This window comes from Streptomyces chisholmiae, assembly GCF_031845445.1.
Classification (GTDB): Bacteria; Actinomycetota; Actinomycetes; order Streptomycetales; family Streptomycetaceae; genus Streptomyces; species Streptomyces chisholmiae.
On record NZ_JAVREO010000008.1, the window covers coordinates 251,080 to 264,229 of the forward strand.

The 13,150-nt window shown below is 67.0% G+C and carries 7 protein-coding genes; all 7 read left to right on the forward strand.

The window, feature by feature from the left end:
- Positions 1 to 80: 80 nt before the first annotated feature.
- Positions 81 to 467 (forward strand): 50S ribosomal protein L7/L12, encoded by a 387-nt coding sequence (gene rplL / locus RM844_RS15740; RefSeq protein ID WP_311667817.1) that lies wholly within the window; start codon positions 81 to 83, stop codon positions 465 to 467.
- Between the two features lie 476 nt (positions 468 to 943).
- A complete protein-coding gene (rpoB, locus tag RM844_RS15745; RefSeq protein WP_311667818.1) occupies positions 944 to 4,429 on the forward strand; it encodes a DNA-directed RNA polymerase subunit beta in 3,486 nt (1,161 codons plus the stop codon).
- 97 nt (positions 4,430 to 4,526) lie between these two features.
- Positions 4,527 to 8,426, forward strand: coding sequence for a DNA-directed RNA polymerase subunit beta' (locus RM844_RS15750; protein WP_311667819.1), 3,900 nt, complete (start codon positions 4,527 to 4,529; stop codon positions 8,424 to 8,426).
- A 316-nt stretch (positions 8,427 to 8,742) separates the two neighbouring features.
- The gene (rpsL, locus tag RM844_RS15755; protein WP_062207506.1) at positions 8,743 to 9,114 is read left to right on the forward strand and encodes a 30S ribosomal protein S12; all 372 of its coding nucleotides are present in this window, start codon (positions 8,743 to 8,745) and stop codon (positions 9,112 to 9,114) included.
- A gap of 2 nt (positions 9,115 to 9,116) precedes the next feature.
- Complete coding sequence (gene rpsG / locus RM844_RS15760) at positions 9,117 to 9,587, forward strand: 30S ribosomal protein S7 (protein WP_311667822.1); 471 nt, start codon at positions 9,117 to 9,119, stop codon at positions 9,585 to 9,587.
- Between the two features lie 39 nt (positions 9,588 to 9,626).
- Positions 9,627 to 11,750 carry an elongation factor G gene (gene fusA / locus RM844_RS15765; protein WP_311667823.1) on the forward strand — a complete coding sequence of 708 codons (2,124 nt, stop codon included), beginning with the start codon at positions 9,627 to 9,629 and terminating at the stop codon, positions 11,748 to 11,750.
- Positions 11,751 to 11,921: 171 nt separating this feature from the next.
- Positions 11,922 to 13,115, forward strand: a complete 1,194-nt coding sequence (gene tuf / locus RM844_RS15770; RefSeq protein ID WP_311667824.1) for an elongation factor Tu — start codon at positions 11,922 to 11,924, stop codon at positions 13,113 to 13,115.
- The last annotated feature ends 35 nt before the right edge of the window (positions 13,116 to 13,150 follow it).

Consider the following 13,150-nt stretch of genomic DNA (forward strand, 5'->3'; position numbering starts at 1 on the left):
AGGACCTCAGCCGCGGGCCACCGAGGCCCACGTCACATGTTCAACCGGCACCAGCCGACTTAAGTGGAAGGACCGCCATCATGGCGAAGCTGAGCCAGGACGAGCTGCTTGAGCAGTTCGCCGAGATGACCCTGCTCGAGCTCTCGGACTTCGTGAAGAAGTTCGAGGAGAAGTTCGACGTCGAGGCCGCCGCCCCGGCCGCCGTCATCGCCGCCCCGGGTGGCGCCGGTGCCGCCGCCGAGGCCGAGCCGGAGAAGGACGAGTTCGACGTCGTCCTGACCGGTGCGGGCGACAAGAAGATCCAGGTCATCAAGGTCGTGCGTGAGCTGACCTCGCTGGGTCTGAAGGAGGCCAAGGAGCTGGTCGACAACACCCCGAAGGCCGTTGTCGAGAAGGTCAACAAGGAAGCCGCTGACAAGGCCAAGGAGGCCCTGGAGGGCGCCGGCGCCTCCGTCGAGGTCAAGTGACCTGACGCGTCTTCCTGACTCCGGCGGGAGTCCTACCAGGGGCGATCACCCACTCGGGTGGTCGCCCCCGGGCGTTCACACGGACGCCTCCTTGCCCGCGCTCCGGTGACGGGTATGGTGATCTTCGGCCGCTTCTTGGAGATGCACCGGGACGGGTGGCGGCGGAGTAGGGGCCTTGACGAACCGCGGCGGTCGCGCGATTCTCTGTCGCACGCCGGATCGGTCCATGATCCGAGGCATGGAACCCCGGCGTGGCGGGAAGTGATGCGGCAGACGGGTCCTTCGCCGGCCTTCGAGGCGGCCGGCGGTGGAGCAGAGCACGACCGAGGGTGGCTCCTCGATTGATAGATATGGGCATTGGACATCAGTGGGTCTTGTGGCTACACTGACCCTTTGCGCTGCCTAGCTGCCTCCTGCCCGTCACCTTGGGGGCCGGCACGCGCGCAGAGAGTCCGAGCCCTCGGAAGGACCCCCTCTTGGCCGCCTCGCGCAATGCCTCGACGAACAACCCGAACAACGGCACCAGCACCGCACCGCTGCGTGTCTCTTTTGCGAAGATCAAGGAGCCGCTAGAGGTTCCCAACCTCCTTGCGCTGCAGACCGAGAGCTTTGACTGGCTGCTCGGGAATGACGCCTGGAAAGCCCGCGTCGAGGCCGCGCTGGAGAGTGGACAGGACGTTCCGACGAAGTCAGGTCTGGAGGAGATCTTCGAGGAGATCTCCCCGATCGAGGACTTCTCCGGGTCGATGTCCCTGACGTTCCGCGACCACCGTTTCGAGCCGCCGAAGAACTCGATCGACGAGTGCAAGGAACGCGACTTCACCTACGCCGCCCCGCTGTTCGTCACCGCCGAGTTCACGAACAACGAGACCGGTGAGATCAAGTCCCAGACGGTCTTCATGGGCGACTTCCCGCTGATGACCGACAAGGGCACCTTCTGCATCAACGGCACCGAGCGCGTGGTCGTCTCGCAGCTGGTCCGGTCCCCGGGTGTCTACTTCGACAGCAGCATCGACAAGACCTCGGACAAGGACCTCTTCTCCGCCAAGATCATCCCGTCCCGGGGTGCCTGGCTGGAGATGGAGATCGACAAGCGTGACATGGTCGGCGTGCGGATCGACCGGAAGCGCAAGCAGTCCGTCACGGTGCTGCTGAAGGCCCTGGGCTGGACCTCCGACCAGATCCTGGAGGAGTTCGGCGACTACGAGTCCATGCGCGCCACCCTGGAGAAGGACCACACCCAGGGGCAGGACGACGCGCTGCTCGACATCTACCGCAAGCTCCGCCCGGGAGAGCCGCCGACGCGTGAGGCCGCGCAGACGCTCCTGGAGAACCTCTACTTCAACCCCAAGCGGTACGACCTGGCCAAGGTCGGGCGCTACAAGATCAATAAGAAGCTGGGCGGGGACGAGCCGCTGGACGCGGGCGTGCTCACCGTCGAGGACATCGTCGCCACCATCAAGTACCTGGTGCGGCTGCACGCGGGCGAGACCGAGACCGCCGTCGCCGGCGGCCGGACGATCGTGGTCGAGACCGACGACATCGACCACTTCGGCAACCGGCGGCTGCGCAACGTCGGCGAGCTGATCCAGAACCAGGTCCGCACGGGCCTGGCCCGGATGGAGCGGGTGGTCCGCGAGCGGATGACCACCCAGGACGTCGAGGCGATCACGCCGCAGACGCTGATCAACATCCGGCCGGTCGTCGCCTCCATCAAGGAGTTCTTCGGCACCAGCCAGCTCTCCCAGTTCATGGACCAGACCAACCCGCTCTCCGGGCTCACCCACAAGCGCCGCCTCTCGGCGCTGGGCCCCGGCGGCCTCAGCCGTGAGCGGGCCGGCCTCGAGGTCCGTGACGTGCACCCCTCGCACTACGGCCGGATGTGCCCGATCGAGACCCCCGAGGGTCCGAACATCGGTCTGATCGGCTCGCTGGCCGCGTTCGGCCGGGTCAACGCCTTCGGCTTCGTCGAGACGCCGTACCGCAGGGTCGTCGACGGTGTGGTCACCGACGAGGTGCACTACCTGACCGCCGACGAGGAGGACCGCTTCGTCATCGCGCAGGCCAACGCCCCGCTGACCGACGAGTACCGGTTCGCCGAGTCCCGGGTGCTGGTCCGCCGGCGTGGCGGCGAGATCGACTACGTCGCCGGCGGCGAGGTCGACTACATGGACGTCTCGCCGCGCCAGATGGTGTCGGTGGCCACGGCCATGATCCCGTTCCTGGAGCACGACGACGCCAACCGCGCGCTGATGGGCTCCAACATGATGCGCCAGGCGGTGCCGCTGATCCAGGCGGAGTCCCCGCTGGTCGGCACCGGCATGGAGTACCGCTCCGCGGTGGACGCCGGCGACGTGATCAAGGCCGAGCGGGACGGCGTCATCTCCGACGTCTCCGCCGACTACATCACGGTGCAGAACGACGACGGCACCCACGTCACCCACCGGATCGCCAAGTTCCACCGCTCCAACCAGGGCACCTCGTTCAACCAGAAGGTCCTGGTCGAGGAGGGGGACCGGGTGATCGCCGGACAGGTGATCGCCGACGGGCCCTCCACCCAGGACGGCGAGATGGCGCTCGGCAAGAACCTGCTGGTCGCGTTCATGCCGTGGGAGGGCTACAACTACGAGGACGCGATCATCCTCTCCCAGCGGCTGGTCCAGGACGACGTCCTGTCCTCGATCCACATCGAGGAGCACGAGGTCGACGCCCGGGACACCAAGCTGGGCCCCGAGGAGATCACCCGCGACATCCCCAACGTCTCCGAGGAGGTCCTCGCGGACTTGGACGACCGGGGCATCATCAGGATCGGCGCCGAGGTCGAGGCCGGCGACATCCTGGTCGGCAAGGTGACCCCCAAGGGTGAGACCGAGCTGACCCCGGAGGAGCGGCTGCTGCGCGCGATCTTCGGTGAGAAGGCCCGTGAGGTGCGCGACACCTCGCTGAAGGTGCCGCACGGCGAGACCGGCAAGGTCATCGGGGTGCGGGTCTTCGATCGCGAGGAGGGCGACGAGCTGCCCCCCGGTGTCAACCAGCTGGTCCGCGTCTACGTGGCCCAGAAGCGGAAGATCACCGACGGCGACAAGCTGGCCGGCCGACACGGCAACAAGGGCGTGATCTCCAAGATCCTGCCCGTCGAGGACATGCCGTTCATGGAGGACGGCACCCCGGTCGACATCATCCTCAACCCGCTGGGCGTGCCCTCCCGGATGAACCCGGGACAGGTGCTGGAGATCCACCTCGGCTGGCTGGCCTCCCAGGGCTGGAAGGTCGAGGGCCTGGAGGAGGAGTGGCAGCGCCGGCTCGCGGCCATCGACGCGGACGACGTCGCCCCCGGCACCAACGTGGCCACCCCGGTCTTCGACGGTGCCCGCGAGGACGAGCTGGCCGGCCTCTTCGGGGCCACCATCCCGAACCGCGACGGCGACCGCCTGGTGCTGCCCTCCGGCAAGGCCCGGCTCTTCGACGGCCGCTCCGGGGAGCCGTTCCCGGACCCGATCTCCATCGGGTACATGTACATCCTCAAGCTGCACCACCTGGTGGACGACAAGCTGCACGCCCGGTCCACCGGCCCGTACTCGATGATCACCCAGCAGCCGCTCGGTGGTAAGGCGCAGTTCGGTGGCCAGCGGTTCGGCGAGATGGAGGTGTGGGCGCTGGAGGCGTACGGCGCCGCCTACGCGCTCCAGGAGCTGCTGACCATCAAGTCCGACGACGTCACCGGCCGTGTCAAGGTCTACGAGGCGATCGTCAAGGGCGAGAACATTCCGGAGCCCGGCATTCCCGAGTCCTTCAAGGTGCTCATCAAGGAAATGCAGTCGCTCTGCCTGAATGTGGAGGTGCTGTCCTCGGACGGCATGTCCATCGAGATGCGTGACACCGACGAGGACGTCTTCCGCGCCGCGGAGGAGCTCGGCATCGACCTGTCCCGGCGGGAGCCGAGCAGCGTCGAAGAGGTCTGACGGGCCAGGTCGGGGGAGCGCGGTTCCGCGTTCCCCCGGCTCCCCCCGGACCCCGACAGACCATTGACTGACACGACCCTGAGAGGGATTGACGAGAGTGCTCGACGTCAACTTCTTCGACGAACTGCGGATCGGCCTGGCCACAGCTGACGACATCCGTCAGTGGTCTCACGGCGAGGTGAAGAAGCCGGAGACCATCAACTACCGCACCCTCAAGCCCGAGAAGGACGGCCTCTTCTGCGAGAAGATCTTCGGCCCCACCCGGGACTGGGAGTGCTACTGCGGCAAGTACAAGCGCGTCCGCTTCAAGGGCATCATCTGTGAGCGCTGCGGCGTCGAGGTGACCCGTGCGAAGGTGCGCCGGGAGCGGATGGGCCACATCGAGCTGGCCGCCCCCGTGACCCACATCTGGTACTTCAAGGGCGTGCCGTCACGCCTCGGGTACCTGCTCGACCTGGCGCCGAAGGACCTGGAGAAGGTCATCTACTTCGCCGCCTACATGATCACGTACGTGGACGAGGAGCGCCGCACCAGGGACCTGCCGTCCCTGGAGGCGCACATCTCGGTCGAGCGGCAGCAGATCGAACAGCGCCGCGACGCCGACCTGGAGGCCAGGGCCAAGAAGCAGGAGTCCGACCTGGCCGAGCTGGAGGCCGAGGGCGCCAAGGCCGACGCCCGGCGCAAGGTCCGCGAGGGCGCCGAGCGCGAGATGAAGCAGCTGCGGGACCGGGCCCAGCGCGAGCTGGACCGGCTCGACGAGGTGTGGAACCGCTTCAAGAACCTCAAGGTCCAGGACCTGGAGGGCGACGAGCTGCTCTACCGCGAGCTGCGCGACCGCTTCGGCACCTACTTCGACGGTTCGATGGGCGCCGCCGCGCTGCAGAAGCGGCTGGAGACCTTCGACCTCAACGAGGAGGCCGAGCGGCTGCGGGAGATCATCCGCACCGGCAAGGGCCAGAAGAAGACCCGCGCGCTGAAGCGGCTCAAGGTGGTCTCGGCGTTCCTCCAGACCTCCAACAGCCCGCGCGGCATGGTGCTGGACTGCGTCCCGGTGATCCCGCCGGACCTGCGTCCGATGGTGCAGCTGGACGGTGGCCGGTTCGCCACCTCCGACCTGAACGACCTGTACCGCCGGGTGATCAACCGGAACAACCGCCTGAAGCGGCTGCTCGACCTCGGCGCGCCCGAGATCATCGTGAACAACGAGAAGCGGATGCTGCAGGAGGCGGTGGACGCGCTCTTCGACAACGGCCGGCGCGGTCGGCCGGTCACCGGCCCCGGCAACCGCCCGCTGAAGTCGCTGTCCGACATGCTCAAGGGCAAGCAGGGCCGGTTCCGGCAGAACCTGCTGGGCAAGCGCGTCGACTACTCCGCCCGTTCGGTGATCGTGGTCGGCCCGCAGCTCAAGCTGCACCAGTGCGGTCTGCCCAAGGCGATGGCGCTTGAGCTGTTCAAGCCGTTCGTGATGAAGCGCCTGGTGGACCTGAACCACGCGCAGAACATCAAGTCGGCCAAGCGGATGGTCGAGCGGCAGCGGACCGTGGTGTACGACGTCCTCGAAGAGGTCATCGCCGAGCACCCGGTGCTGCTGAACCGCGCGCCCACGCTGCACCGGCTCGGCATCCAGGCCTTCGAGCCGCAGCTGGTCGAGGGCAAGGCCATCCAGATCCACCCGCTGGTCTGCACCGCGTTCAACGCGGACTTCGACGGCGACCAGATGGCGGTGCACCTGCCGCTGTCGGCGGAGGCCCAGGCCGAGGCCCGCATCCTGATGCTGTCCTCGAACAACATCCTCAAGCCGGCCGACGGCCGGCCGGTCACCATGCCGACCCAGGACATGGTGCTCGGGCTGTTCTTCCTCACCACCGAGGAGGAGGAGCGGGAGATCCGCGGCGAGGGCCGGTCCTTCGCCTCGACCGCCGAGGCGATCATGGCCTTCGACGCCGGCGAGCTGTCGCTCCAGGCGAAGATCGACATCCGCTTCCCGATCGGCACCGTCCCGCCGCGTGGCTGGACGCCGCCGGAGCCGGCCGAGGGCGAGTCCGAGTGGCAGCCGGGCGAGGGCTTCCGCCTCCGCACCACGCTGGGCCGGGCGCTCTTCAACGAGCTGCTGCCGGAGGACTACCCGTTCGTCGACGGCTCGGTGGGCAAGAAGCAGCTCTCCGGGATCGTCAACGACCTGGCCGAGCGCTACCCCAAGGTCGTGGTGGCCGCGGCGCTGGACAACCTCAAGTCGGCCGGCTACTTCTGGGCCACCAGGTCCGGGGTCACCGTGGCCGTCTCCGACATCGTGGTGCCCGAGGCGAAGAAGCAGATCATCGCCGACTACGAGGCCCAGGACGAGAAGGTCCAGAAGCAGTACGAGCGCGGTCTGATCACCAAGGACGAGCGCACCCAGGAGCTGATCGCGATCTGGACCAAGGCCACGGCCGAGGTCGCCGACGCGATGAGCGCCAACTTCCCGAAGACCAACCCGATCTTCATGATGGTGGACTCGGGTGCGCGCGGCAACATGATGCAGATGCGTCAGATCGCCGGTATGCGTGGTCTGGTGTCCAACGCGAAGAACGAGACCATCCCGCGGCCGATCAAGGCGTCCTTCCGCGAGGGCCTGACGGTGCTGGAGTACTTCATCTCCACGCACGGCGCCCGGAAGGGTCTGGCGGACACCGCGCTGCGGACCGCCGACTCGGGTTACCTGACCCGTCGTCTGGTGGACGTCTCGCAGGACGTGATCATCCGCGAGGAGGACTGCGGCACCGACCGCGGCCTCAAGCTGTCGATCGCCTCCACCGGGGCGGACGGCGTGCTGCGCAAGGCGGAGGACGCGGAGAGCAGCGTCTACGCCCGGTGCCTGGCCGAGGACATCGTGGTGGACGGGAAGGTGCTGGCCCCGGCCGGCACGGACCTGGGCGACGTGCTTATCGACGAACTGGTCCGCTACGGCGTGGAGACGGTCAAGACCCGCTCCGTGCTCACCTGCGAGTCGGCCGTCGGCACCTGCGCCATGTGCTACGGCCGGTCGCTGGCCACCGGCAAGCTGGTGGACATCGGCGAGGCCGTCGGCATCATCGCGGCCCAGTCCATCGGTGAGCCGGGCACCCAGCTGACGATGCGGACCTTCCACACCGGTGGTGTGGCGGGTGACGACATCACCCAGGGTCTGCCGCGTGTGGTCGAGCTGTTCGAGGCCCGTACCCCGAAGGGCGTCGCGCCGATCTCCGAGTCGGCCGGCCGGGTGCGGATCGAGGAGACCGAGAAGACCAAGAAGGTCATCGTCACCCCGGACGACGGGTCGGACGAGACCTCCTACCCGGTCTCCAAGCGGTCCAGGCTGCTGGTGGGCGAGGGCGACCACGTCACGGTCGGCCAGCCGCTGACCGTCGGCGCGGCCAACCCGCACGACGTGCTGCGCATCCTGGGGCAGCGCGCGGTGCAGATCTACCTGGTGGGCGAGGTCCAGAAGGTCTACAACTCGCAGGGTGTGGCCATCCACGACAAGCACATCGAGATCATCGTCCGGCAGATGCTGCGCCGGGTGACCATCATCGAGTCCGGCGACGCGGAGCTGCTGCCGGGCGAGCTGGTGGAGCGCTCGAAGTTCGAGTCGGAGAACCGCCGCGTGGTGGCCGAGGGCGGGCACCCCGCCTCCGGTCGTCCGCAGCTGATGGGTATCACCAAGGCGTCGCTGGCCACCGAGTCGTGGCTGTCGGCGGCGTCCTTCCAGGAGACGACGCGGGTGCTGACCGACGCGGCGATCAACGCCAAGTCGGACTCGCTGATCGGCCTCAAGGAGAACGTGATCATCGGTAAGCTCATCCCGGCCGGTACGGGTCTGTCCCGCTACCGCAACATCCGGGTGGAGCCCACCGAGGAGGCGAAGGCCGCGATGTACTCGGCCGTCGGTTACGACGACATCGACTACTCGCCCTTCGGCACCGGATCCGGGCAGGCGGTCCCGCTGGAGGACTACGACTACGGCCCCTACCAGGGCTGAGTCAGGCGTTGTCCGGTGGCCGGGGCGGAGCGATCCGCCCCGGCCACCGGCCGCTTCCGGGGTTCCGGCGCAGGTCGACGGGGCGGGCTGGTGATCGTTTTGACCCTGGCCACCGCGCTGGGTAGGCTCTGACCTTGTGCCTGGGGTGTTCCCTGCGCTTTTTCAGCCGCAGTCGGGACTCCGGGGTCCGCAGTCTCTTCCCAGCGCTCCCCAAGGGAGAACGGAAGCTCGCGGCTATCGACACGCCCGACCGCGTGGGTCGGTGTGTGTTCCAGGTTAGCTTTATTGAGATCGGCACAGAGAAACCGGAGATACGGTGCCAACGATCCAGCAGCTGGTCCGCAAGGGCCGGCAGGACAAGGTCGAGAAGAACAAGACACCCGCGCTTGAGGGCTCGCCCCAGCGCCGTGGTGTCTGCACGCGTGTGTTCACCACCACGCCCAAGAAGCCGAACTCGGCGCTCCGCAAGGTGGCGCGTGTCCGGCTGAGCAACGGGATCGAGGTCACCGCCTACATCCCGGGTGAGAACCACAACCTTCAGGAGCACTCCATCGTGCTGGTGCGCGGTGGAAGGGTCCGGGACCTGCCGGGTGTTCGCTACAAGATCATCCGCGGCTCCCTGGACACCCAGGGCGTCAAGAACCGCAAGCAGGCTCGCAGCCGCTACGGCGCCAAGAAGGAGAAGTAAGCATGCCTCGTAAGGGCCCTGCCCCGAAGCGACCGGTCCACGTCGACCCGGTCTACGGCTCTCCTCTGGTGACGTCCCTGATCAACAAGGTGCTGCTGAACGGTAAGCGTTCCACGGCCGAGCGCATCGTCTACGGTGCGATGGAAGGGCTGCGGGAGAAGACCAGCAACGACCCGGTCATCACCCTCAAGCGCGCCCTGGAGAACGTGAAGCCCACCCTTGAGGTGCGGTCCCGCCGGGTCGGCGGCGCCACGTACCAGGTGCCGGTCGAGGTGCGCCCCGGGCGTTCCTCCACCCTCGCCCTGCGTTGGCTGGTCGGTTACTCCCGCGCGCGTCGCGAGAAGACCATGACCGAGCGCCTGATGAACGAGCTGCTCGACGCCTCCAACGGCCTCGGTGCCTCCGTGAAGAAGCGTGAGGACACCCACAAGATGGCCGAGTCCAACAAGGCGTTCGCGCACTACCGCTGGTAGTCGCAACCCCTATCGAGACCGAGAGAAGACTGAAGCCAGATGGCTACCACTTCACTTGACCTGGCCAGGGTCCGCAACATCGGGATCATGGCTCACATCGACGCGGGCAAGACGACCACCACCGAGCGGATTCTTTACTACACCGGTGTGAGTTACAAGATCGGTGAGGTCCACGACGGCGCCGCCACGATGGACTGGATGGAGCAGGAGCAGGAGCGGGGGATCACCATCACCTCCGCGGCCACCACCTGCCACTGGCCGCTCGATGAGGTCGATCACACCATCAACATCATCGACACCCCTGGCCACGTTGACTTCACGGTCGAGGTGGAGCGTTCGCTGCGGGTGCTCGACGGCGCGGTCACCGTCTTCGACGGCGTCGCCGGTGTCGAGCCGCAGTCGGAGACCGTCTGGCGTCAGGCGGACCGCTACGGCGTGCCGCGCATTTGCTTCGTGAACAAGCTCGACCGCACGGGCGCGGACTTCTTCCGCTGTGTCGACATGATCGTCGACCGGCTGAAGGCCACCCCGCTGGTCATGCAGCTGCCGATCGGCGCCGAGGCCGGCTTCCAGGGCGTCATCGACCTGGTCCGGATGAAGGCCCTGGTCTGGTCCGAGGAGACCAAGCTCGGCGAGATGTACGACGTCGTGGACATCCCCGAGGACCTGCGCGAGCAGGCCGAGGAGTGGCACGGCAAGCTCGTCGAGGCCGTCTCCGAGAACGACGAGGAGCTGATGGAGCTGTACCTGGAGGGCGAGGAGCCCTCCGAGGAGCAGCTGCGTGCCGCCATCCGGCGGATCACCCTCGCCTCCACCGGCGCCGAGGGCTCCACCACGATCACCCCGGTGTTCTGTGGCACCGCGTTCAAGAACAAGGGCGTGCAGCCCCTGCTCGACGCGGTCGTGCGGTACCTGCCGTCGCCGTTGGACGTCGAGGCCGTCGAGGGGCACTCGCCGAAGGACAGCGAGGAGGTCATCCGGCGTCGTCCCTCCGAGGAGGAGCCGCTGGCCGCCCTGGCGTTCAAGATCGCCAGCGACCCGCACCTGGGCAAGCTGACCTTCATCCGCGTCTACTCCGGGGTGCTCCAGGCGGGCACCCAGGTGTTGAACGCCGTGAAGGGCCGCAAGGAGCGGATCGGCAAGATCTACCGGATGCACGCCAACAAGCGCGAGGAGATCGAGCGCGTTGGTGCCGGCGACATCGTCGCCGTGATGGGGCTCAAGCAGACCACCACGGGCGAGACGCTGTCGGACGCGACGCACCAGATCATCCTGGAGTCGATGGAGTTCCCGGCCCCGGTCATCGAGGTCGCCATCGAGCCCAAGTCCAAGGGCGACCAGGAGAAGCTGGGCATCGCGATCCAGCGGCTGGCCGAGGAGGACCCGTCCTTCCAGGTCAAGACCAACGAGGAGACGGGCCAGACGATCATCGCCGGCATGGGCGAGCTGCACCTCGATGTGCTGGTCGACCGCATGAAGCGCGAGTTCAAGGTCGAGGCCAACGTCGGCAAGCCGCAGGTCGCCTACCGTGAGACCCTGCGTCGCGCGGTGGAGAAGGTCGACTACACGCACAAGAAGCAGACCGGTGGCTCCGGTCAGTTCGCCAAGGTGCAGATCGCCCTGGAGCCCCTGGAGGGCGACGGGTACGAGTTCGAGAACAAGGTCACCGGTGGCCGCATCCCCAAGGAGTACATCCCCTCGGTGGACGCGGGCTGCCAGGAGGCGATGGAGTTCGGCGTGCTCGCCGGCTACCCGCTGACCGGTGTCAAGGTGACCCTGCTCGACGGCGCGTACCACGACGTGGACTCCTCCGAGATGGCCTTCAAGATCGCCGGCTCGATGGTCTTCAAGGAGGCCGCGCGCAGGGCGAGCCCGGCCATCCTGGAGCCGCTGATGGCGGTCGAGGTCACCACGCCCGAGGAGTACATGGGTGACGTGATCGGCGACATCAACTCCCGCCGTGGCCAGATCCAGGCCATGGAGGACCGGGGTGGCAACAAGGTCGTGAAGTCCCTGGTGCCGCTGTCGGAGATGTTCGGCTACGTCGGTGACCTGCGCAGCAAGACCTCCGGTCGTGCGAGCTACTCCATGCAGTTCGATTCCTATGGTGAGGTTCCCAAGAACGTCTCCGAGGAGATCATCGCGAAGGCCAAGGGCGAGTAACCCTTAAGCTGGAGCAAGGGGCATTCGGGGGCATTACGCCCCCGATGCCCGGCCCTTTAGCGAAGCGGTCAAGGGCGTCCCCCTCGGGGTCCTGACCGGTTCGGTCGATATCCCTGAAAACCTTCCGCAGAGCGCGGGGGGCGTACAGCACCAGTCCACAGGAGGACCCCAGTGGCGAAGGCGAAGTTCGAGCGGACTAAGCCGCACGTCAACATTGGCACCATCGGTCACATCGACCACGGCAAGACGACGCTTACCGCGGCGATCACCAAGGTGCTGCACGACGCATACCCGGACCTCAACGAGACGTTCGCGTTTGAGAACATCGACAAGGCGCCCGAGGAGCGTCAGCGCGGTATCACCATCTCCATCGCGCACGTCGAGTACCAGACGGAGAACCGCCACTACGCGCACGTTGACTGCCCGGGTCACGCGGACTACATCAAGAACATGATCACCGGTGCCGCCCAGATGGACGGCGCGATCCTGGTGGTCGCGGCCACCGACGGCCCGATGCCGCAGACCAAGGAGCACGTGCTCCTGGCCCGCCAGGTCGGCGTCCCGTACATCGTTGTCGCCCTCAACAAGGCCGACATGGTGGACGACGAGGAGATCATGGAGCTGGTGGAGCTCGAGGTCCGTGAGCTGCTCACGGAGTACGAGTTCCCGGGCGACGATGTCCCCGTGGTCAAGGTCTCCGCGCTGAAGGCGCTGGAGGGCGACGCGGAGTGGGCCAAGACCGTTCTTGAGCTCATGGAGGCCGTCGACAGCGCGATTCCGCAGCCGGAGCGCGACGTCGACAAGCCCTTCCTGATGCCGATCGAGGACGTCTTCACGATCACCGGCCGCGGCACCGTGGTGACCGGTCGTATCGAGCGAGGCATCCTCAACGTCAACGAGACCGTTGACATCATCGGTATCAAGGAGGACAAGGCCACCACCACGGTGACCGGGATCGAGATGTTCCGGAAGCTGCTGGACGAGGGTCGGGCCGGTGAGAACGTCGGTCTGCTGCTCCGCGGTATCAAGCGCGAGGACGTCGAGCGCGGCCAGGTCGTCATCAAGCCGGGCTCGGTCACCCCGCACACGGAGTTCGAGGCGCAGGCGTACATCCTGTCGAAGGACGAGGGTGGCCGTCACACCCCGTTCTTCAACAACTACCGCCCGCAGTTCTACTTCCGTACCACCGACGTGACCGGTGTGGTGCACCTCCCCGAGGGCACCGAGATGGTCATGCCGGGCGACAACACCGAGATGCGCGTCGAGCTGATCCAGCCCGTCGCCATGGAGGAGGGCCTGAAGTTCGCCATCCGTGAGGGTGGTCGGACCGTGGGCGCCGGGCAGGTCACCAAGATCATCAAGTGATCTGACCGCCGGCTGCCCAGGCCGCCGGCACACGT

Bases quoted from the DNA above. Each gene is read 5' to 3' on its own strand.
- rplL (WP_311667817.1), top strand. From the start codon at position 81: ATGGCGAAGCTGAGCCAGGACGAGCTGCTTGAGCAGTTCGCCGAGATG.
- rpsG (WP_311667822.1), top strand. From the start codon at position 9,117: ATGCCTCGTAAGGGCCCTGCCCCGAAGCGACCGGTCCACGTCGACCCG.
- fusA (WP_311667823.1), top strand. From the start codon at position 9,627: ATGGCTACCACTTCACTTGACCTGGCCAGGGTCCGCAACATCGGGATC.